Origin of the sequence: Brumimicrobium glaciale (assembly GCF_004152935.1) — a bacterium.
In the GTDB taxonomy this organism is placed as follows: Bacteria; Bacteroidota; Bacteroidia; order Flavobacteriales_D; family Crocinitomicaceae; genus Brumimicrobium; species Brumimicrobium glaciale.
In genome coordinates this window covers 18838-40725 of record NZ_SETE01000002.1, presented here as the reverse complement: position 1 = coordinate 40725, position 21888 = coordinate 18838, and the positions used below count along the sequence as shown (strand labels likewise).

The 21888-nt window shown below is 32.5% G+C and carries 19 protein-coding genes; 16 read left to right on the top strand and 3 right to left on the bottom strand.

Going from position 1 to position 21888, the window contains the following annotated elements:
* The first annotated feature begins 266 nt into the window (after positions 1-266).
* Positions 267-1103 (top strand): outer membrane beta-barrel protein, encoded by an 837-nt coding sequence (locus tag ERX46_RS03920; protein ID WP_130092539.1) that lies wholly within the window; start codon positions 267-269, stop codon positions 1101-1103.
* Between the two features lie 307 nt (positions 1104-1410).
* Here the strand turns inward: ERX46_RS03920 and ERX46_RS03915 are convergent, their stop codons facing one another.
* Together ERX46_RS03915 and ERX46_RS03910 are read right to left on the bottom strand one after the other, a co-directional pair.
* Complete coding sequence (locus tag ERX46_RS03915) at positions 1411-2259, bottom strand: transglutaminase family protein (protein WP_130092538.1); 849 nt, start codon at positions 2257-2259, stop codon at positions 1411-1413.
* Between the two features lie 221 nt (positions 2260-2480).
* Positions 2481-2762 (bottom strand): hypothetical protein, encoded by a 282-nt coding sequence (locus tag ERX46_RS03910; RefSeq protein WP_130092537.1) that lies wholly within the window; start codon positions 2760-2762, stop codon positions 2481-2483.
* A gap of 127 nt (positions 2763-2889) precedes the next feature.
* On the opposite strand from ERX46_RS03910, the gene trmD reads away from it, so the two are divergent.
* The 15 genes from trmD (at position 2890) to ERX46_RS03840 (ending at position 20030) form a co-directional block, all read left to right on the top strand.
* Positions 2890-3567 (top strand): tRNA (guanosine(37)-N1)-methyltransferase TrmD, encoded by a 678-nt coding sequence (gene trmD / locus ERX46_RS03905; RefSeq protein WP_130092536.1) that lies wholly within the window; start codon positions 2890-2892, stop codon positions 3565-3567.
* 281 nt (positions 3568-3848) lie between these two features.
* Positions 3849-4931, top strand: a complete 1083-nt coding sequence (locus ERX46_RS03900) for an MraY family glycosyltransferase (RefSeq protein ID WP_165366142.1) — start codon at positions 3849-3851, stop codon at positions 4929-4931.
* 353 nt (positions 4932-5284) lie between these two features.
* Complete coding sequence (gene rfbA, locus ERX46_RS03895) at positions 5285-6157, top strand: glucose-1-phosphate thymidylyltransferase RfbA (protein WP_130092534.1); 873 nt, start codon at positions 5285-5287, stop codon at positions 6155-6157.
* A 45-nt stretch (positions 6158-6202) separates the two neighbouring features.
* On the top strand, positions 6203-7636 hold the full coding sequence (locus tag ERX46_RS03890; RefSeq protein WP_130092533.1) for a lipopolysaccharide biosynthesis protein: 1434 nt from the start codon (positions 6203-6205) through the stop codon (positions 7634-7636).
* 47 nt (positions 7637-7683) lie between these two features.
* Entirely contained in the window at positions 7684-8472 is a 789-nt protein-coding gene (locus ERX46_RS03885) for a glycosyltransferase family 2 protein (RefSeq protein ID WP_130092532.1), read from the top strand.
* A gap of 138 nt (positions 8473-8610) precedes the next feature.
* Positions 8611-9843, top strand: a complete 1233-nt coding sequence (locus tag ERX46_RS03880) for an O-antigen ligase family protein (RefSeq protein ID WP_130092531.1) — start codon at positions 8611-8613, stop codon at positions 9841-9843.
* Positions 9836-10777 carry a hypothetical protein gene (locus ERX46_RS03875; RefSeq protein ID WP_130092530.1) on the top strand — a complete coding sequence of 314 codons (942 nt, stop codon included), beginning with the start codon at positions 9836-9838 and terminating at the stop codon, positions 10775-10777. The genes ERX46_RS03880 and ERX46_RS03875 overlap by 8 nt, the downstream gene beginning before the upstream one ends.
* Before the next feature lie 30 nt (positions 10778-10807).
* Positions 10808-11947: a glycosyltransferase family 4 protein gene (locus tag ERX46_RS03870; protein ID WP_130092529.1), complete on the top strand. Its 1140-nt coding sequence runs from the start codon at positions 10808-10810 to the stop codon at positions 11945-11947.
* Positions 11948-12038: 91 nt separating this feature from the next.
* Positions 12039-13046 carry a glycosyltransferase family 2 protein gene (locus tag ERX46_RS17585; RefSeq protein ID WP_207214116.1) on the top strand — a complete coding sequence of 336 codons (1008 nt, stop codon included), beginning with the start codon at positions 12039-12041 and terminating at the stop codon, positions 13044-13046.
* Between the two features lie 3 nt (positions 13047-13049).
* On the top strand, positions 13050-14264 hold the full coding sequence (locus ERX46_RS17580; RefSeq protein ID WP_207214115.1) for a DegT/DnrJ/EryC1/StrS family aminotransferase: 1215 nt from the start codon (positions 13050-13052) through the stop codon (positions 14262-14264).
* A 1-nt stretch (position 14265) separates the two neighbouring features.
* Positions 14266-14859: a sugar transferase gene (locus ERX46_RS03860; RefSeq protein WP_207214114.1), complete on the top strand. Its 594-nt coding sequence runs from the start codon at positions 14266-14268 to the stop codon at positions 14857-14859.
* 25 nt (positions 14860-14884) lie between these two features.
* On the top strand, positions 14885-15439 hold the full coding sequence (locus ERX46_RS03855) for a hypothetical protein (RefSeq protein WP_130092528.1): 555 nt from the start codon (positions 14885-14887) through the stop codon (positions 15437-15439).
* 180 nt (positions 15440-15619) lie between these two features.
* Positions 15620-16789 (top strand): ATP-binding protein, encoded by a 1170-nt coding sequence (locus ERX46_RS03850; RefSeq protein ID WP_130092527.1) that lies wholly within the window; start codon positions 15620-15622, stop codon positions 16787-16789.
* A 545-nt stretch (positions 16790-17334) separates the two neighbouring features.
* Positions 17335-18309 carry a ribonucleotide-diphosphate reductase subunit beta gene (locus tag ERX46_RS03845; protein WP_130092526.1) on the top strand — a complete coding sequence of 325 codons (975 nt, stop codon included), beginning with the start codon at positions 17335-17337 and terminating at the stop codon, positions 18307-18309.
* A 32-nt stretch (positions 18310-18341) separates the two neighbouring features.
* On the top strand, positions 18342-20030 hold the full coding sequence (locus ERX46_RS03840; protein ID WP_262708083.1) for a ribonucleoside-diphosphate reductase subunit alpha: 1689 nt from the start codon (positions 18342-18344) through the stop codon (positions 20028-20030).
* Between the two features lie 509 nt (positions 20031-20539).
* Here ERX46_RS03840 and ERX46_RS03835 read toward each other — a convergent pair.
* Positions 20540-21766 carry a DEAD/DEAH box helicase gene (locus ERX46_RS03835; protein WP_130092524.1) on the bottom strand — a complete coding sequence of 409 codons (1227 nt, stop codon included), beginning with the start codon at positions 21764-21766 and terminating at the stop codon, positions 20540-20542.
* Positions 21767-21888: the final 122 nt, after the last annotated feature.

Sequence of the window (21888 nt, the reverse complement as noted above, 5' to 3'; positions counted from 1 at the left end):
GTCAACTCTAGAGGTTTATTCCTTCAAATTCTTTAATTTATCCAAGGATTCAAGGATTATTCAAGGATTATTCAAGGATTTAAAGATTTAAGAATTTGTTATTATTACACTTATTTTTATTGGTTCTATATGGGACTAGCCAAAATAAAACCAGACGACGGTAACTAATTTCTTCTGGAGGGTGAGTTCAAAAGAAAAGTTATTTTATTTATCACTGTAACAAATCAAATAGTTAATCGTCCTACTAACAAACAAAACTAAAAATCATGAAAAGAACAATTACATTTATTTTAGCACTTTCAGTTGCGACATTTTCATTCTCTCAGAAAGAGGAAGAAGAAAATAAAAAAGAACAGGAACAAGAAAAAACTACAATTTCATTTAAAGGTAAAGTCATTACTATTTCATCTGGAAATGATTGCGACTCAATTTCAACAATTAATGGGGATTTTGAAAATGATAAAAAGTGGGATGTAAACCAATGGAGAGGATTAGAATTTGGAGTAAATGGATATTTCACTGATAATAATTTTGGAATCAACAATGATCCTGCTAACGTATATTTAGAATTAGATTACGCGAAAAGTTTTCTATTTAATCTTAATCTATTCGAATTCAACACACGTATTGGAGGAACAGAAAAAGTTAGATTCTATACAGGATTAGGTTTTCGATTTAATAGATACGCCTTCAAATCAACGAATTCAACCTTATCGTTCAATGACACAACAATTTTCAACTCAATTGACAGTTTAAAGTCATTCGATAAGAATTATTTTAACACATCATATATTTCTGTTCCATTATTTTTGTCCATCATGCCAGGAAAAGATCCTAATAAAAGTTTCCATGTTTCTGTTGGAGCAATTGTAAATTATAGAATTGGTTCTCGATTAAAACAAAAATATGTCTCAAAAGACCAAAAAAGAAAAGACATTGAAAGAGGACATTATCATTTGAATCCTTTCCTTATAGATGCTAGTGTTCGCGTAGGAGTTGGAGACTTTAACGTTTTCGCTAACTACGGACTAAATGGATTATTTGAGTCAGGTAAAGGCCCAGATTATATGCCGTTCTCAGCAGGTTTGAGCTGGACTTTTTAGTATCCTGAAAAATTGTAATATTAGAATGACGATCGAATTGGTCGTCATTTTTTTTTGGTTTAAATAAGTTATGTTTGAAATTGATAAATCAAGTTGGAATTATTGATGAATATATAAGTTTTGATAAAAAAAATCAGATTATAAAGCGTTAATTGAATCTAGATAGGACGCTGTATTGAAAGGCGGAATATTGTCCCGTATTTCAATCGGAATGACGCTGATCTTCGAACGCAGATTTACACTGATTTTTATAAGTACTGATTGTAAATCAATTCGAATAATTCGTAATTGAGAATTCGTAATTGTCTTAAAACAATTCCAAAAGTTCCTCCAAATCTCTCAACTTGTATCTAAACTGAGCCTGATTGGAATAACTTCTTTTAATATCCTTTAAATATTTCTTAATGATCATTGAATTTGGTGATGGTTCAAATTGCGCTCTATTTTGCGGTAACCCTTCAGAAAGATAAGCTTCTTTCAATTGTTTAGGATCAATAATCAAACCTTTAGTACCAACACCAATGTAGAATAAGACACCATTATTTTCAATTCCCCAATCCAAAATAGGCAACAAATTATCTTTATCCATAAATGCCAAGAGAAATGGTGCTCTATTGTTCATGGTGGTCACGCCATAGATCGGAATATCTAGTGATTGAGCAATCAGACTATAAATCAATCCCAAAGAAATATCTGTCCCTTCTCTACTTTCCATAACAGAATTTACAAAAATCTCAAATGGTGAATGAGGAACTTCGTTAACTCTTACAAAATCGAAAACATCAAAAAACACTTTATTAATCGCATCAACTTTCTCAAAACTTGTTTGTCTAGAGTTAATTTCCATCCAGCATTGATGTCTTAAGTTTTGAAAGTTTGAAGTAAAATCTTCAATTGTTAAATCTGGATATTGATATGTACAAATTGTGTAAACGGCTTGCATTAAACTTTTATCCTCTGATTTCAACCAAGAATGTAAAGAATTTTTAATACGTTTAAAACGCAAGGCATCCAAAACAACGGAGATGTTTTCCAATTGAATTGGATAAGTTAAACAATCGTCTTCTAAGTGTTCAAGATTTGGAATGATATCTTCCCCATACTCTAATAATCTTCCCCTCGCATGCTCCACAACCATCTGGTCAGGATCATCCATCAGCTTAATTAAGGCGTGTATCGAAGTTTTTGTTATCACATTACAAAGATAAATCAGAATGCCCTTCAATATTTCAAAATGAAAAGTTGTTATAAAAAACCAAATGTTAATACTCCTTAAAAGTCAATTACGAATTGACAATTGACAATTACGAATTATTACTAAAAGTTAAAAACTAATCTCTTTTATTATTTGTGAATCTGAAAGCCTTAAACATTTCTTCATTTTAAATTCTTGCTTTGCGAAACCTCCACAACAAAAATCCGCGTAATTCTTTTTCTTCCTCTTACACATCTCCTCAAACCTTGACACATTTCTTCCTTTCCTCTTCTTTGCGAATCTCTGCTCCTCCTGCGAACCTCTGCGTAATTCTTCCTCTTACACATCTCCTCAAACCTTGACACATTTCTTCCTTTCCTCTTCTTTGCGAATCTCTGCTCCTCCGCGAACCTCTGCGTAATTCTTTTTCTTCCTCTTACACATCTCCTCAAACCTTGACTCATTTCTCCCTTTCCTCTTCTTTGCGAATCTCCGCTCCTCCGCGAACCTCTGCGTAACCCTTAATTACCTCTTTCTAGCTTCTCTAAAATTAATAGTCTTTGATAATTCATAATTCCTTACTTTTGCATCATGAGAATCGATATTTTAACTGTTGTTCCTGATTTATTGGAAGGTCCATTCAGTCATTCAATTTTGCAACGCGCTAAAGATAAAGGGCTTGCCGAAGTACATATTCATAATATCCGTGATTATTCTACCGACAAGCACAAAAACGTAGATGACTATCAATATGGTGGTGGCGCAGGAATGGTAATGTCAATTCAACCCATTGCAGCCTGTATAGAAGAACTTCAATCTCAAAGAGAATACGACGAAATCATTTATATGACCCCAGATGGAGAACTTTTTGAGCAAGCAGCTGCCAATCAACTGAGCAGAGTTAAAAATATAATTTTACTTTGTGGACACTATAAAGGAGTTGATGAACGCATCAGAGAATTGTTTATTACTCGTGAGATTTCAATTGGATCTTATGTCCTTTCTGGTGGCGAATTAGCTGCTGCAGTTGTCGCTGATAGTATCATTCGTTTATTGCCTGGTGTATTAAATGACGAAACTTCCGCTTTAACCGATAGTTTTCAAGACAACTTACTTTCTCCACCAATTTATACACGTCCAGCAGAGTATAAAGGGCTAAAAGTACCTGAGGTTTTGCTTTCTGGAAACTTTAAGAAAATTGAAGAATACCGCGAGCAGGAAGCTTACCGAAGAACAAAAGAACGTCGTCCTGATATATTAGATTTTTAATTAGAATCATTAAAAATTGTTGTAATAAGTGAAAATTGTAATAAAAGCAAAGAATAAAATACTTTTTTAGAATAGTTTATGCTACTTTTGTTTAATCTTAAATTGAAAATATACTGATGATTAACGTTTTAGAATTTTAATAAATAGAATGAAAACAGATAAAAGACTTAAACTATACAGTATTTAAAGTAACGATAATGAACTTTTTAATTTATTCCACCCTTCTTTTTATTTGTTCTTTTTTAGTTTGTAACTACTTAACACCTAAAATTAGAACATTAATGCTAAGTAAAAATCTAGCTGCAGAACCTAATAATCGTTCTTCTCATGATGTTCCAATTCCAAACTTAGGAGGAATAGCTTTCTTTGTTGTACTCATGATTTCATTTTACTTTATTGCATCTACAGAATATTTAGGTCTAGATGCAAAAAATGATGTTTACGACCCTAGTAATATTATAATCGCGCTTATTCCTGGTTTAACAATTCTTTTTATTGTTGGACTAAAAGATGACATCTTAGTTATAGCACCACTTTCTAAACTTCTCGCTCAAACAATTGCCGCAGTTCTTTTTGTTTATCATTACAGTAAAACCATCAATACATTATATGGTTTTATGGGAATTGAAGATCTGAATCCTATTTTAGCCGGTGCGATTGCTGTATTTATTCTTGTCGCTGTCATTAATGCAATTAACTTGATTGATGGAATTGATGGTTTGGCTGCATCTGCATCTATTATAATGTTTGCGGCTTTTGGATTTGCCTTTTATGTAATTAATCACATTTTCCTATTTTCTGTTTGTATCGTAATGATAGGAACACTATTAGCATATTTAAGATTCAACTTATCTTCTACCCAAAAGATTTTCATGGGTGACACAGGGTCAATGATTCTTGGTTTTATGCTTGGGGTAATGGCTATATCATTTTTAGCACTTGATCCTTCTGACATCGCTAGATTGCCTATTAGAGGTGAGAATCTTCCAATTGTAACAGGTGCCATTTTGATCATTCCATTTTTTGATACTGTTCGTGTTTTCATGATACGAATCGTTAAAAAGAAAAATCCATTTAAGCCCGACAGATCACATATACATCACATTATAATTGATAAGTTTAATATCTCACACAGAAAAGCTAGTTTCGTCTTAGGAGTTTCTAACTTCTTAGTCATTATCTTAATCTCTTTTCTTGCGATAACAACCAGTAACTGGATTTTATTGACTTTCTTTATTCTACTTCTGATTCTTCTGACTTTGTTTTTCTTTATTATCAACAAATCAAGTTGGTTCTTGAGAATAAAACTTCGCAATATTAGAAAGCAAAGAACTGCTGCACAACAAAGTAATTCAGAAGCATAGTTAATTTTTCTAGGTAAGTATTTCGACTTTTTTCATCCCTCTTGTTAATTCTCATTTTGCAATTGAACGCTTCAATGAATAGCAAATTCCAACCTTATTTTCTGGTTTAAATAGTGGTTCAAATCACTTTCTAGTTATTCTCAAATCAATAGATCACAGTTTCTTTCAAAAAAGCATTCATAATAATCAAAATTACGCCATTCAAACCTAGGCTTAAATTGTTGGTACAGCTAATTTCTTTATATTCGCAAATGTTATTTTAAGCCTTTGCGATGCATTCCAATTGGGACTCGTGAAGGCGAAGCCATGCCAGTTTTTAATGAAATTGGTTCACTTTATTAAATATTTACCTTATGAAAGGAATTATCCTAGCCGGTGGATCTGGAACGAGATTGCACCCCCTAACTCACGTTGTAAGTAAACAGTTATTACCTATCTACGACAAACCTATGATCTATTATCCGCTATCTGTATTGATGTTGGCGGGAATTAAAGAAGTGTTGATTATTTCTACACCGCATGATTTACCCAACTTTGAACGATTATTAGGTGACGGAAGTAAATTCGGAATTAAATTAGAATACAAAGAACAACCGAGTCCTGATGGTTTGGCACAAGCTTTTATACTTGGCGAAGATTTCATTGGAAATGATGATGTATGTCTTGTTTTAGGTGATAATATATTTTATGGAGCTGGTTTAAACAAGCTTTTAAACGAAGCAGTTGAAACAGTGAAAACAGAACAAAAGGCGGTCATATTCGGGAATTATGTAAATGATCCTGAAAGATACGGCGTTGCAGAGTTTGATGAAAACAAGAATGTAATCAGTATCGAAGAAAAACCAACAAATCCAAAATCTAATTTTGCTGTTGTTGGACTCTACTTCTACCCTAACTCAGTAATTGAAGTGGCCAAGCAAGTAAAACCTTCAGATAGAGGAGAACTTGAAATTACTTCTGTGAACCTAGATTATTTAAAGCAAGAAAATTTAAGAATGCAATTCTTAAGCAGAGGATTCGCATGGTTAGATACAGGAACGCATGAAGCTTTAACAGAAGCAACTGAATTTGTAAAAGCAATAGAAAAACGAACAGGTTTGAAAATCGCTTGTTTAGAAGAAATCGCTTATAACAATAAATGGATCTCAAAAGAGCAATTATTAAATCAGGTTTATGGAATGAAAGGTAACTATTTTGAATACCTAAGAAAGCTGATTAAAGAGTAAGTTATTAAATTATAAATTAAAAAATTCAATATTCTTAATTTCTAAATGAGCTTAAAAAAACAAGCAGTCAGCGGTGCAATTTGGACATTCTCTCAGCAATTTATTGTTCAGTTTATTTCCTTTGGAGTTCAAATAATTCTGGCGCGTTTGCTGTTGCCTGAACTTTTTGGTCTGATCGCCATGTTGAGTGTTTTCGTTTCTATTGGCCAGACTTTAATGGATGGTGGAATGACTAGTTCTTTAATTCGTACTAAGAATCCAGATCAACTTGATTACTCTACTGTTTTCATCACTAATTTAATGGTGAGTACGTTTGTTTACGGATTAACATTCATTGCAGCGCCTTATATTGCCGAATTTTATGGTCAAGAAATTCTAAAAAACTTACTTCGCATTTATGCGCTTTCATTTGTAATTCTCTCTTTAGTTGCTGTTCACACAGCTAAACTCACTAAAGAAATGAATTTTAAAATACAAATGAAACTTCAGATTCCTGCTGCAGTTTCAGGTGGAATCATTGGAGTGACTATGGCGTATTCTGGATACGGTGTCTGGAGTTTAGTTTTTGGAAACATAGGACAATCAATGATATACGTTGTATTGAATTGGGTTTTTATTAAATGGCGACCTTCATTAGTTTTCAATAAACGCCGATTTAAATACCATTTAAACTTTGGTTATAAATTGACGCTTTCAGGATTATTAGACACTATTTACAACGATTCTTACCGTATTGTTATTGGTAAGTTCTTCTCGCCCGCATCGGTTGGATTTTTTAATCAGGCCGAAAATATGCGTCTTTTTCCAGTGAAACAGATTTTTCACGCTATGGGGAAAGTAACATATCCACTTTTCTCAAACATAAAGAACGATGTACAGCTAAAATCTGCTTACCGAATAACATTAAAACTAGTCCTGTTTGCTGTGATACCTATAATGTTAATACTGATGATTGTAGCAAATGAGTTCTTCATGTTTCTCTTTGGTGAAAAATGGCTTCCAGCTGTACCCTACTTTCAAGTTTTAGCAATTGCTTCTATAATTAGACCTATCAGCTCATATAATTTAAACATTCTAAAAGTAAAAGGACGAAGCGATTTGCTACTAAAAATTGAATCCGTTCAAAAAGTCTTTGGAATTATAATCATTATTATTGCGCTTCCATTTGGAATTATGGCTTTAGTAGCTTCATTAACTTTCGTGACTTTCGTTTTTACATTGTCCAATATGTGGTTTAGTGGTCGATTAATTAATTATCACTTAACAGAACAAATAAAAGATGTCTCAAAACTTTTCATAATCGGATTCTTTGCTGCTGTAGTGAGCTATTTTACACATCAATACTTATTCTCTTCAATTAATAGTGGGTTTTTAATGATGGGAATTATAAGCCTAGTATTTGGAATTATATATTTTGGAGCTATATACCTTTTTGAAAAAAACATGGTTGAAATAATTAAAAAATTAGTTGAAAAGTAGATTGAAATTATTACATCAATATTCAAATCTTCTATTTAAATTAAAACATGTTTTCAGTTGTAATCCCTCTATACAATAAAGAATTAAGTATTAAAAATACAATTCAATCTGTTCTTGATCAATCATTTCAAGATTTAGAAATTGTCGTTATTAATGATGTTTCTACAGATAACAGCGTTGAGGTTATGAATGTATTTAATGATGAAAGAATCCGACTAATTCATCAACAAAACCAGGGAGTATCCGCAGCTAGAAATAGAGGGATTGAAGAAGCTAAATTTGAATGGATTGCTTTATTAGACGCAGATGATTTATGGAAACAAGACCATTTAGAAACATTTGTAAACCTTATAGAAAAGTATCCAAATCATTTGTTTTTTGCTTCTAGTTTTGAATATTCAACACCTCGAGAAAGTATCATTAATCGTCCAGGTGTTGAAGATTATGAAATTGAAGACTATTTCAAAGAATCACTTACAGAACATCTAGTGTGCACAGATGTCGTGGTAATCAAAAAAAAATGTTTCGAAACGGAAAAATATAATGAAGATTTTGTTCGCGGAGAAGACATTGATTTGTGGACCCGGTTAGCTAGAAAATATAAAATTATTAAATCGAATAAAGTCACTGCAATTTACAGAACTGAAGCTGAAAATAGAAGTGATTCAAATGTTTTAGATATTCGAAAGACTTTTTTTAGAGATGTGGATCTTTCCAGAATGAAAAATAAGTTTGAAAAAAAATATTTCAAAAAACTCATGTTTACTAAATTGAAATATTACGCTGTAAAGAAAGAATGGAATAATTTTTTCTATTTATTGAGGAAATTTATTTAATAGGAACCATTTAGAAATCTAACTAAATTGATTCATTCTAAATAAAATGATGACTCCAATAAAAACTCAATTATTGTTACTTTTGATCGTTTTTATTACGAAATCAGATTTAATCTTACAAAATACTACTTTACCTATATGAATCAATCATCCGCCGAAGCTGAATTAAAAAACAATAAATACGATCATTTTTTAGTCATTTTAATATGCTTGGTTGCTTTTGGAATGTATGGTGGAGCAATGCAACCGATTAGAATGGTTTCGCTGGCTTCCCTCCCTTTTTTGTTTATTCAATTTATAAAATCTAAAAGAAATCCCTTATTATTTAGGGCTTACTTAGCTTGTGTCTTTCTATATTTATGGATTGCACTTAGTTATTTCTGGTCAACAAACATAGAAGAAGCAACCAAAGAAGTGGTATATTATTTTGCTCATTTTTCGATTTTCTTATTAATTATAACACTATACTCCAAAGCAACAAACCCTTTAAAATCATTAACTAAAGGTTGGTTTATACTGATTGTACTTACGGCTTTCATCGCTTTTATTGAAATATTTTATGGTCTACACATGAGTGTAAATCTTATTCCTGATGATTTTCATATTCGTTATTACGATCTAAACGTTTTCAAAAGATATGCTTCCGTTACTTTTGGAAATTACAATACCTATGTAATGGTTATCACAATGGCGCTTCCATTTTTGTTTACCTATCTTTATTTACATAAAAAGTTTATTACTCAATTTGTTGCGATTTTAATCATCTCATTTTCTTATTTCGTACTGATGATTAATGCATCAAGAGGTGGATTAATTGCTGGTGGAATAATACTCTTCATTTGGATCCTATTTGTTCAAAAACAGAAAGTTCATCACATTCGAAATAAATTGATTTTACTTATTCCTATTGCGATTTTTGTAATTAAATATCATGTTCATACATTATTTGATCAAGTTACTAATCGTTCTGCAGCTGGAGTATCTGTAGTTGAAGATCAAGGAAGAATAGAACTTTTTACTAGTGCAATAAATGCATTCTTGCAAAAGCCATTTTTTGGTTCAGGTATTGGAAGTATTCAGACAGAAATGAAAAATGTAACTATTTTTGTTCCTCACAATTTAGTCCTTGAATTTTTAGTTCAATTTGGCGCTGTATTAGGTATAATTGTAGCATTTTTATTTTTCAAAATGTTTATTAAAATCCCGAAAATTGAAGTTTTACCGAAAGCCATATTAATATCCCTCTTGCTTTCTACTCCATTCATATTTATTATAAACAGTATTTACTTGCTTCACCCTGTTTTATGGGTTTTCTTTGCTAGTATATACTGTGTAAGCTGTTTCAAAAAACAAAATTATAGTTATGATTGATTTTTTCTCTAGAATCTATTCATCAATCGAAAACAAAAACCCATTTCTTTCCAAGATTAAATTCTATGGAGCACAAAGAACTATTATTAAACTTTTAGCTAACTTTTTTGTACCGGTTTATTTAAGGACTTCTAAAAGTAAATCTTACAAATTGGTGAATAATCAAAAGTCAGATCTAATTGTTTCTTTGACGACATTTCCGGCTCGAATCAATAAGATTTGGATTGTTATTGAATGCATGTTAAGACAAACGCATACACCTGATAGAATTATCCTTTGGCTTTCAAAAGAGCAATTCAAAGATTTGAATCTTCTGCCTAAAAGGTTACTAAAATTAAGAGAGCGTGGACTAGAAATCGAACTTTGTGATGGTGATTTACGCTCACATAAAAAATACGTTTACACCTTAAGAAATTTCCCTGATAGCCATTTCATTACTGTTGATGATGATTTTCTCTATCCTTCTAGTCTCATTGAAGAGTTAATGATAGAACATCAAAAGAATCCTTCATTTATCTTATGTCACCGTGCTCACATGATGACATCGAACAATGAAAAACTAGATAGCTACAATAAATGGACTAAAGAATATAAAGGTTCCAGTACTTCCAAAAATGTCCTTTTCACAAGTGGTGGTGGAACTTTTTTCCCTGCACATTCTTTAGGTAAAGAGGCTGCTAATGAGAATGTTTTTATGGATATATGTAGACTGGCAGACGATGTTTGGCTAAATGCAATGAGTAAATTGCAAGGCACAACTATTTATAAAATTGAGTCAAAATACAATGTGAATATTCCAATTATGATAACTAGCAACATTTCTTTATCAGCTGAGAATGTTGATGACAATCAAAATGATGTGCAAATAAATGCTGTTAGAACTCATTATTATAAAACTGTAAATAAAGGCATCTTTACAGGTGTTGTTGACTAATTTAATTTGAACAATAGAAATAATCCCATTATGATTCTTCATATTACAAATGATTATGCAAACTCTGCAGTTTATAAGAACTTGATTTCAAATTTAGATCAAAACGGAATTGAGCAAATTATATATACTCCTGTTAAAAGCAAAAAAAGTATTGGCGGAAATTTAATTGAATTAAAGGAAAAAGAATCTAAGATTATCTATAGCAATATCCTGAATATGCATGTCGATAGGGTTTTGTTTAACGTTAAAATAAATAAGATTTATAAGGATATTCAATCAAAAGTTGACTTTAAAAAGGTCACTTGTATTCATGCACATACATGGTTTAGCGATGGAGCGATTGCATTGAAATTACATGAAAAATACGGAATTCCATATATTATTGCAGTCAGAGGAACTGATTTAAACCAATTTTGGAAGTTACCTCATTTAAAAAATCAAGGAATTGAGATTTTGAGTCACGCAACAAAAATAATTTTCATAACACCTCGGTATCAAGAGCGCTTTCTTGAATTAGAAAAGATAAAAAAGCTTGGAAATGAAATTGTTAAAAAAACAGTCGTTATACCAAATGGCTTAGATCCTTACTGGTTGAAAAATATCGAAGCCAGGAAAACGAAATTGAGCTCTCCTTATATGCTGCTCTATATTGGTGTTTTTACAGAAACAAAAAACGTAATTAAACTAGTAAAATCAGTTAAAAACATAATTGAACAAGGCATAGATTGTAAATTAACATTTGTCGGTGGTGGCGGTAGTCAGGAAAAAGAAATCTTTAAACTGATCGCTAATAATCTACACTTTGAATTTCTTGGAAACGTATATGACAAGAATGAGTTAAAAAGTATTTTCAATGAAACTGATATCTTCACAATGACTTCCGTAAAAGAAACGTTTGGATTAGTATACGCTGAAGCGCTATCCCAAGGAGTACCCGTACTTTATTCAGAAAATGAAGGAATTGACGGGGTTTATGACGAAAATATTGGTGTTGCTGTGAATCCACGATCAATAAAATCAACCGCCGACGGAATAAAAAAAATGATTGATAATTATGGCCAATTTAATTTTGAGCCTAAAGAGATTGTAGCAAAATTAGATTGGAAGAAAATTGCACTTAAATATGCAAATCTTTATAAGGAAGTTCTAAATAATGAAACTACTCCATAATTTAACAATAGAGCATTATCAAACCAATAAGAAATAGTAAATTTGTTATTGATTCAAAACATATTATATAAAACAAAAAGTCACGTTATTCATGCCTAAGATTTCAATAATTTGTCCAACGTATAACGAAGAAAAGTACATTGAAAAATGTATCGAATCTATGCTTTCACAAGATGTTGATAAGGCGGATATTGAATTGCTTTTTGTGGATGGAAGAAGTACGGATAAAACCCGTGAAATTATCTTGGGCTTTCAGAAAACTCATCCTTTTATTCAGATTATTGACAATCCTGAAAGAACGGTTCCTTTTGCAATGAATTATGGAATTGATGCTTCTCAAGGAGAAATTATCGTTCGAATTGATGCACATTCAGAGTTTCCTCCTAATTATATTAGCGTTCTAAAAGAACAGTTATATAAACTCAATGCAGATAATGTTGGACCAGTTTGTTTAACATTACCAGCGAATCAAACTACAGAAGCCAAAGCAATTGCAACTGCTTTGAGTAGTTCATTTGGAGTCGGAAATGCTTATTTCAGAATTGGAGCCGATAAAATCATGGAGGTTGATACAGTTCCATTTGGTTGTTTTAAAAGGGAGACATTCGATAAAATCGGGAAATACGATGTCGAATTAACAAGAAATCAAGATGATGAATTCAACGCCCGAATCATCAAAAATGGAGGGAAGATTTTCTTAATTCCAGATCTAGTCGTTAAATATTATGTTCGAGATACAATTAAGAAAACGCGGAAAATGTATTACCAATATGGTTTATTTAAACCTTTGGTGAACGAAAAAATTGGAAGTCCAGCTACAACCAGGCAGTTTTTCCCAATGCTATTCGTTTTGGGACTTATTTTCGGATTAGCTTTGAGTTTTGTTCATCCCTTTTTTCTATATTCATACATTAGCGTAATTAGTTTTTACATTACTGCTGCTTTAGTTTTCAGCTTTAAAGACGCCAAAGAGAAAAAAGAAATAATTTATTTACCTTATATATTTTTGACTATTCACTTGGCTTATGGCTGGGGATATTTGGTTGGAATATCAAAAATAGTTACCGGTAAAAATTTTAACGCACAAATTAATCGATAAAAAATGAAAATTTCGTTTGCACCGCCTTACATCAATGAAGATGTTATCAATGAAGTGACTGATTCACTAAGATCTGGTTGGATTACGACTGGACCAAAGGTGAAAGCCTTAGAAGAGGAAATCAAAAAATTCTCTGGTGCGCAAGAAGTACTTTGTGTGAATTCTTGGACTTCTGGAGCAATTATGATGTTGCGCTGGTTAGGAATCAAAGAAGGCGACGAAGTAATCGTTCCAGCCTATACGTATAGTGCAACAGCACTTGCGGTTTATCATGCCGGTGGAACTCCAGTTATGGTAGATTCAAATGAAGATTTTAATATTTCAGTTGAAGCCATTCGCAAAGCAATTTCACCAAAAACAAAAGCCATTATTCCTGTCGACATCGCTGGTTTTCCTTGTGATTACGACGAAATAATGAAACTGGTTAATGCTTCAGAAATTAAAGAAATGTTTACTGCTGAATCTCCTATTCAAGAAAAACTAGGTAGAATTTTAGTATTGAATGATGCTGCACATTCTTTAGGTGCCTCTTATGCTAACGGTGTCAAAACTGGAAGCGAAACAGATGTTGCTGTTTTCTCTTTACACGCTGTAAAAAACGTTACAACAGCTGAAGGTGGTGCAATTTGTATGAACTTCCATGCTCCTTTCGACAATGCAGAATTATATAAGGAGTTGAGACAAATGACATTGAATTGTCAAACCAAAGATGCTTTCTCAAAAAGTAAAGCCGGTGGTTGGAGATATGACATTACAGATTTAGGAATGAAAATCAACATGGCGGATGTTAACGCTGCGATTGGATTAGCTCAAATGCGCGTTTATCCTGATTTAATCAATGATCGAAAAAGAATTTTTAACAGCTATAATGATTCATTTAGTCAAGAAAAATGGTCAATTGTTCCTCCTGCGATTCATGATGGAAAAGAAAGTTCTTATCACATTTATGCTTTGAGAATCAAGGATGTATCAGAAGATCAGCGTGATGCAATCATTGATGAAATTGCTAAGAAAGACGTAGCAGTCAACGTACACTTTATTCCAATGCCAATGTTGACTTTCTTCAAGAATCAAGGATTTAAAATTGAAGATTACCCACAAGCTTATGCGAATTATAAATGTGAGATTTCATTGCCTATTTATCCTCAATTAACTGAAGAAGAAGTAGAATATGTAATCGAAACAGTTAAAAATGCCTACAATACAGTAATGAAATAAAATGCTGAAAAGACTTTTCGATATTGTGAGCAGTGCAATTGGACTTTTGTTTTTAAGTCCGGTTTTTTTGGTCGTATTTATATGGATAAAACTTGATTCAAAAGGCCCTGTTTTCTACAAACAAGTCAGAGTAGGAAAAGGTGGAAAGGATTTTAAAATTCTAAAATTCCGCTCCATGCACCAAGATGCCGATAAAGGAAGTTTAATTACAATTGGTGGAAGAGATCCAAGAGTAACGAGGTCTGGATATTACATTAGAAAGTATAAACTAGACGAATTACCGCAATTAATCAACGTTCTAAAAGGCGACATGAGCATTGTTGGACCAAGACCAGAAGTGAGAAGATATGTTGATTTATATTCCAAAGAACAACTCAGGGTTCTCACAGTAAAACCAGGAATAACTGACATTGCATCAATAAAATATAGAAACGAAAACGAGCTACTAGAAAAAGCAGAAGATCCTGATAAAGTTTACATAGAAACCATCATGCCTGACAAACTAAAATACAATTTAGAATACATTGATCAGCAATCTTTTATGTTTGATATTAAGTTGATTTTTAGGACTTTTAAAGAGGTAATCCTGAGATAATTGATAATTTTGTTTGGATTAAATGATGGTGCATAAATCGGTTGACAAAACAAACTATGTATTAAGAAGGGAAGCATTATTATCTAGGATAATTGATGGTATAAATTCATTTGAAGATTTAATAGTAACAGATAAATTTACAATTAGAGAAAAATACAAATTAAAATTAGCCTATTTGTATTTAGCATTAATTTTAGGACTATTTGTCAATTTCACTTTTTTTGATTATCAATTCATAATAAGCATTTTGACAGGAATACTTTCCACAATTCTATGTGTTGGTGCAGTTTTTCATTATCTTAATTCAAAATACAATTACGCTCAATTTGATTTTTTGAATAAAAAAATCGTTTACAGAAGTCGATTTTTTGATAAAGAAAAAGAATTAGTAGTTAACCAAGATTCTGATATTAAATTCAATATCGAACAAATTGGTTCTGGTTCTCCTCGATTCTTCAATATGCAGTTACGCATCAATAACCAGTTGATTTTAGACTCTGGGAGTGAATACGAATCTAATTGTGAAGACTTAAAAAAAGTACTACTGAAGTTTTTTAGAGAATTCTATGAAATAAAGTAGGAAAACTCATCTTAATTATAATTGATTTTTAAATCCTTTGGCATTATTGTCAAAGGATTTTGTGTTTTATAGCATTACTTCTTTCAATATTCTATGCATTTTGCACTATGTGAGTGCAAATATTTTCAAAAAATGCACTATGACAGTGCAATTTTATTAATTTTACGTAAAAAGTATATTATGGAGTCATTATTCAAATATTCGAATAAACTTATTTCTGAGACACAAACAGACTTTACTCGCTATATGTTTCATAGAATAAATTGGAAAAATAGATTCTTAGGATTAATTGGTCCAAGAGGTGTTGGAAAAACAACAATGATTCTTCAATACATCAAAAAAAATCTTCCACAAAGTCAAACATTATATGTAACCATGGAGGATTTCTATTTTGCGAAAAATCGATTATTGGATTTGGCTGATTCTTTTGCAAAGAAAGGTGGTAAGTATTTATTTATTGATGAAATTCATAAATACTCAGATTGGTCTAGAGAATTGAAATTAATTTATGACTATCACAAGGATTTAAACGTAGTATTTACGGGCTCCTCAGTGCTAGATATTAAAAAAGGGAACGCAGATTTAAGTCGACGAGCAGTAATTTATTCGATGCAAGGTTTATCTTTCAGAGAATATTTAATGTTATTTCATAGTATACATGTTCCTGAATTCACCTTAAAGCAAATTCTAAATCATGAAGTTGAAAATCAAGATATTCTAAATCCATTGTCTCTATTTGATGATTATCTTAAAAATGGATATTATCCTTTTGCTATAGAAGAAGATTTTAATTTGAAATTGCAACAAGTGGTTAACCAAACACTCGAAATTGATATTCCAACCTATGCCGATATGAACGTGGCAACAGGTAGAAAATTGAAACAATTATTGGCGGTTGTAGCAGAGAGCGTTCCATTTAAACCAAACATGAGTAAAATTGCTGAGAGGCTAAATATTAGCAGAAACAATATTGCCGATTACTTCTTATATATGGAAGAAGCAGGAATGGTAGCGCAATTAAGAAATAATACAGAGGGAATTAGAGCATTAGGGAAAATAGATAAAATATACCTGGACAACACCAATTTAGCCTATTCTCTTGCCAAAGAAAATCAGAATGTAGGGAATCGCAGAGAAACTTTTTTCATAAATCAGTTGAAAGTAAATCATGAAATCACATCATCAAAAATTGCCGACTTCAAAATTGATGAAATAGAATTTGAAATAGGTGGAAAAAATAAAGGGCAAAAACAATTAGATAATGCAGAAAAAGGCTTTATCGTGAAAGACAATATTGAAAAAGGGTATTTAAATACAATCCCCTTATGGCATTTTGGCTTGATGTATTAATAAAATAGATAAAGATCCTTTGGCATAATTTCAAAGGATCTTTTTTGATTTAAAACATCACTTCTTTCTTTTCTTCTACATTTTGCACTATAACAGTGCAAATTTCTTATTTTATAATAGAAATAACTAAATTCACTTTTGCAACTGATAAGCATCCCACCAATAGTAATTATTGAATTCGTAAATTACAACCCAACAATATCCTGTTTAACAATTACTTACCCTATTCACAAATACCCTTTGTTAATAACTACGGAAAAGTTTAATCTCCTCACCTCACATTCTTCTCTATATTTGACAAAAATCCATTTGTTAGGACATATTGATATTACGAATACTTAATATCAAATGAAAATTAGGGGAATCATGTTAAACTCATGAGCTGTTGCGCAACTGTAAGTGGTTAAAACCATAAGCCAGATTACCTAAAACTTAACAAGTAGAATTTTGTTTTCGCATGAAAAACAAGGTTCCGAAGCGAGTTAATTCTCCATCTTCTCTCCTATTTTTTATGCCATTGTTTTATTTAATAAAAACTATTTGCAATGGGCATTTTCGACAAACGTATTAATTACAAACCATTTGAATATCCAGAAGTACTGGATTTTATTGACAACATCAACAGGACTTTCTGGGTTCATTCTGAAGTAGATTTTACTGCAGATACGCAAGATTTCCATTCTCATCTCGAAGAGAAGGAGAAACAAGCGATCAAGAAAAGTTTATTGGCAATTGCACAAATAGAAGTTTCCGTAAAGTCCTTTTGGGGAAACCTTTATCAACACATGCCTAAACCGGAATTCAATGGTTTGGGTAGTACTTTTGCCGAGTGTGAATTCCGTCATTCTGAAGCGTATTCGAGACTTTTAGCCGTATTGGGTTACGATGAAGAGTTTGAACATGTGATTGAAATTCCAGCCATCAAAAAAAGAATAGAATATTTAGAAGAAGCATTGCAACATTCTAAATCCGATGACAAAAAGAAGTATATTTTCTCGCTTATTCTGTTCTCTATCCTTATTGAAAACGTTTCTCTTTTTAGTCAGTTTGCTATTATTCTGTCTTTCACAAGATTTAAAGGATTGATGAAAAATGTCAGCAATATCATTTCTTGGACTTCCATTGACGAACAAGTTCACGCAAAAGCTGGAGTTTTTCTTGTCAATAAAATTAAAGAAGAATATCCTGACTTTTTTGACGAAGAAACAATAGAGGAAATCAAAACTATCGTTCGACAATCTATTAGCGTTGAATCAGAAATCTTAGACTGGATTTTTGAAGATGGAGAAATCGATTCAATCAGTAAAGAGAATTTACTTCACTTTATGAAATTTAGAGTCGATGAAAGTCTAGAAGAAATTGGCTTAGAAAAATTGTACCATATTTCAACAGAACAGTATCGACCAATGGCTTGGTTTGAAGAAGAGATTTTCGCGAATTCTTTGGATGATTTCTTTGCTAAGCGTCCAACAGAATATACAAAGCACGACAAGAGTATAAGTGCAGCGGATTTATTCTAATTCATGTTAATTAAACGATAATACTTTGATCAATTAGATCTTTTAACTGGTCAAAGAAAAGATATACAATTATGGAAAACTTATGGTGGCTCAATGATGAAAGTGAGCAAATTCTAAATCGAGGATATTTATTAAAAGGGGAAACAGTTAAAGGAGCTATAGAAAGAGTTGCTACTGCTGCGAGTAAACGCTTGTACAAACCTGAATTAAAAGAACCATTTATCGACCTTATCGAAAAAGGATGGATGAGTTTGAGTTCTCCAATTTGGGCGAATATGGGAACAGAACGTGGATTGCCAATTTCCTGTTTTAACGTTCACGTTCCTGATGGAATTGAAGAAATTACGCACAAACTAGGTGAAGTAATCATGCAAACCAAGATCGGAGGAGGAACTTCTGGCTATTTTGGTGAGTTAAGAGGTCGAGGAAGTGCAGTGACTGACAACGGACAAAGTAGCGGTGCTGTTTCTTTCATGAAACTATTCGACACAGCAATGGACACAATTTCTCAAGGTGGAGTTCGTCGTGGAGCTTTTGCTGCTTATCTAGACATTGATCATCCAGATATAAAGGAATTCCTTCAAATTAAAGACATTGGAAGTCCATTGCAAAACCTATTCTCGGGAGTTTGTATCTCTGATTATTGGATGCACGAAATGATTGAAGGAGATATGGAAAAGCGTGGCATTTGGGCGAAAGTACTGGAATCACGACAACAAAAAGGATTGCCTTATTTGTTCTTTACGGACAACGTAAACAAAAATAAACCTCAAGTTTATAAGGATAAAAGCATGAGCATTAATTCGAGTAATTTGTGTTCTGAAATTATGTTGCCTTCAAGCGAAGATGAATCATTTATTTGCTGTCTTTCTTCAATGAATCTTGAGCTCTACGACGAATGGAAAGATACAAATGCTGTTCAATTGGCTATCTTTTTCTTAGATGCTGTTTTACAAGAATTCATCGCTAAAACAGAAAACAATTACTATCTAGCTTCTGCTAATAGATTTGCAAAACGTCACCGCGCACTTGGTTTAGGAGCAATGGGCTGGCATTCTTACCTTCAAAAGAACAGGATTCCATTTGAAGGAATGGAAGCCAAACAATTAACGACTTCTATTTTCTCTCATATCAAGAAGGAAGCTGAAATTGCATCAAAAGAATTGGCTGACATATATGGAGAACCAGACTTGCTAAAAGATTACGGAATGAGAAACACAACGCTTCTTGCCATCGCTCCTACTACATCTTCTTCTGGCATTTTAGGACAAACCTCCCCAGGAATTGAACCATTGAGCAGTAACTATTACAAAGCTGGGTTAGCGAAAGGTAACTTTGTAAGAAAAAACAAATACCTCAAAGAACTACTCATCGAAAAAGAGCTAGACAATGAAGAAACTTGGAGAAGCATTATGCTTAATCAAGGAAGTATTCAACATTTAAAAGAATTATCAGCTGAAGAGAAATCTGTATTCAAGACATTCAAAGAAATTAGTCAATTAGAGATTATTCAACAAGCTTCAATTAGACAGAAATTTATTGATCAAGCTCAAAGTTTAAACCTTAATATTCCATCAAATCTTCCGGTAAAAGACATCAATAAATTAATTATTGAAGCATGGAAACTAGGAATAAAAACCTTGTACTACCAAAGAAGCCAAAGCGTAGGAAAAGAGTTTGTGATTAAGAACTTGGTTGAATGCGTAAGCTGCGAGGGATAAAGATAATTGATAATTACGAATTGACAATTAAAAATGACTCGCTGAAAAATCGATGAACAATTGGAAAAAGAGATTCCTCGTCGTTGCACTTCATCGGAATGACAACAGACTTTGGTTGGTTTCGGTGGGGAAAATTTCCTCAAGCTCCGCTTGAGGAAATTTTCCCCACAAGAATCTCTATGAACTGTCATTCCGATTGTTGAGAAAATCTGTGATTTTTATAACAGAGGAATCCCTTTTTTCTTTTCGTAAAGGGTCAGTTTAAAATAAAATTAATTGATATGTTTCTTGGATGTTATCGGTGAAATAGTTCATCATTAAAATAAGTTATTTGCGACCTAACTTAGTAACCCTAAACTCTTACTTTAAACGAATCAATTTGAAGTCAATCTCTGATGTATTCCTAATTAAACTGTTCCACCAATTCGTAATTGAACGCTCCACAAATTCATAATTCAACATTCATCCCTCATAGTTATCAATTGTTAATTTTCAATTATCAATTGACTCTACCATTCATTCCCTTTACCAGTTCTCTTCTCCTCTTCCGCCATCAATTGTTTCCAATCGTTGCTTCCGTCTTCTGAGTCACTAATAATTGCACTGTAATCTTGTTTTGAAAGGTCGTAAACTGCAATTTCAGTTCCGTTATAAGCTTCGATTGATGCCAATAAGATCTTTTCATCTTCACTACAAAATGAAATAGCCACACCTTTCTCTTTTCCACGTCCTGTTCTACCTACACGGTGAACATAATTTTCTGGTTCGTCTGGTAAATCGTAATTAATTACCGCTCCAATTCCAGGAATATCAATTCCTCTCGCAGCAACATCTGTCGCTATTAAAATAGAAACTTCATCGTTCTTAAATTTATTCAGAACTATAAAACGGTCTTTCTGTTCCACATCTCCGTGAATTGTTACCGCTTCGATTCCAACGCGTTCTAATGCTTTTACAACACGTTCTGCACGGACTTTCGTACGCACAAAAACCATGATTTTTAAGCCTTCGTTTTCTTTAACGATATTCTCTAAAAAGAAACGTTTATCGTCCATTTCAACAAATGTAACCGCGTGCTCAATATTCTTAGCAACTGGATCTTTTGGTGAAATTTGAATACGAATCGCATTTCTAACCAAATTATAAGCGATTTTCTTAATGTTCTTGTCAATAGTCGCAGAAAAGAACAAAGTTTGACGTTTTTCTGGAATGTGACGCATCAAATCTTGAATGTCCTTGATAAATCCTAAATCTAACATGTGATCGGCTTCATCTAACACCAAAGTTTGTAAACGGTCAACTTTTAATACACCTTGTGAAATCAAGTCAAACATTCTACCAGGAGTTGAAATAACAACGTCTATTCCATTGTCTAAATCAGCTATTTGATCATCTTGAGAAACTCCACCCATCAAAGAACGAGAACGAACTTTAATTCCTTTTCCAACTTCGGCAAAAACTTTCTGAACTTGTTCCGCCAATTCTCTTGTAGGAACCATCACCAAAGCACGCACATAATGCTCTGATTTTTTCTCTAACTGATTATGAATTGAATTCAAAATAGGAATAACAAAACTCGCTGTTTTCCCAGTTCCCGTTTGTGCAATGGCCAAAACATCCTCTCCATTAAGAATAGGTTGAATCGCCTTAAACTGAATGTCCGTAGGACGTGCCCAACCTAAGTTGTGAATTTCAGTCTTTATTACTTTCGCTATTTTATAATCTTCAAATTTCATGGTGCAAAATTACGATTTAAAGTTGGGATTGGGATTGTTGGGTGAATATAAATATAGTGGCGCTGTAATGGAACGCGGATGACGCGGATGCAAGCAGCGCGGATATACGCGGATTTAAAAAA

Excerpts from the sequence above, each read along its gene's own strand:
- ERX46_RS03870 (WP_130092529.1), top strand. The coding sequence starts at position 10,808 with ATGATTCTTCATATTACAAATGATTATGCAAACTCTGCAGTTTATAAG.
- ERX46_RS03875 (WP_130092530.1), top strand. The coding sequence starts at position 9,836 with ATGATTGATTTTTTCTCTAGAATCTATTCATCAATCGAAAACAAAAAC.
- ERX46_RS03850 (WP_130092527.1), top strand. The coding sequence starts at position 15,620 with ATGGAGTCATTATTCAAATATTCGAATAAACTTATTTCTGAGACACAA.
- ERX46_RS03880 (WP_130092531.1), top strand. The coding sequence starts at position 8,611 with ATGAATCAATCATCCGCCGAAGCTGAATTAAAAAACAATAAATACGAT.
- ERX46_RS03845 (WP_130092526.1), top strand. The coding sequence starts at position 17,335 with ATGGGCATTTTCGACAAACGTATTAATTACAAACCATTTGAATATCCA.
- trmD (WP_130092536.1), top strand. The coding sequence starts at position 2,890 with ATGAGAATCGATATTTTAACTGTTGTTCCTGATTTATTGGAAGGTCCA.
- ERX46_RS03910 (WP_130092537.1), bottom strand. The coding sequence starts at position 2,762 with ATGAGTCAAGGTTTGAGGAGATGTGTAAGAGGAAGAAAAAGAATTACG.
- ERX46_RS03915 (WP_130092538.1), bottom strand. The coding sequence starts at position 2,259 with ATGGATGATCCTGACCAGATGGTTGTGGAGCATGCGAGGGGAAGATTA.
- ERX46_RS03860 (WP_207214114.1), top strand. The coding sequence starts at position 14,266 with ATGCTGAAAAGACTTTTCGATATTGTGAGCAGTGCAATTGGACTTTTG.
- ERX46_RS03900 (WP_165366142.1), top strand. The coding sequence starts at position 3,849 with ATGCTAAGTAAAAATCTAGCTGCAGAACCTAATAATCGTTCTTCTCAT.
- ERX46_RS03885 (WP_130092532.1), top strand. The coding sequence starts at position 7,684 with ATGTTTTCAGTTGTAATCCCTCTATACAATAAAGAATTAAGTATTAAA.
- ERX46_RS03855 (WP_130092528.1), top strand. The coding sequence starts at position 14,885 with ATGGTGCATAAATCGGTTGACAAAACAAACTATGTATTAAGAAGGGAA.
- ERX46_RS17580 (WP_207214115.1), top strand. The coding sequence starts at position 13,050 with ATGAAAATTTCGTTTGCACCGCCTTACATCAATGAAGATGTTATCAAT.
- ERX46_RS03835 (WP_130092524.1), bottom strand. The coding sequence starts at position 21,766 with ATGAAATTTGAAGATTATAAAATAGCGAAAGTAATAAAGACTGAAATT.
- rfbA (WP_130092534.1), top strand. The coding sequence starts at position 5,285 with ATGAAAGGAATTATCCTAGCCGGTGGATCTGGAACGAGATTGCACCCC.
- ERX46_RS17585 (WP_207214116.1), top strand. The coding sequence starts at position 12,039 with ATGCCTAAGATTTCAATAATTTGTCCAACGTATAACGAAGAAAAGTAC.
- ERX46_RS03890 (WP_130092533.1), top strand. The coding sequence starts at position 6,203 with ATGAGCTTAAAAAAACAAGCAGTCAGCGGTGCAATTTGGACATTCTCT.
- ERX46_RS03920 (WP_130092539.1), top strand. The coding sequence starts at position 267 with ATGAAAAGAACAATTACATTTATTTTAGCACTTTCAGTTGCGACATTT.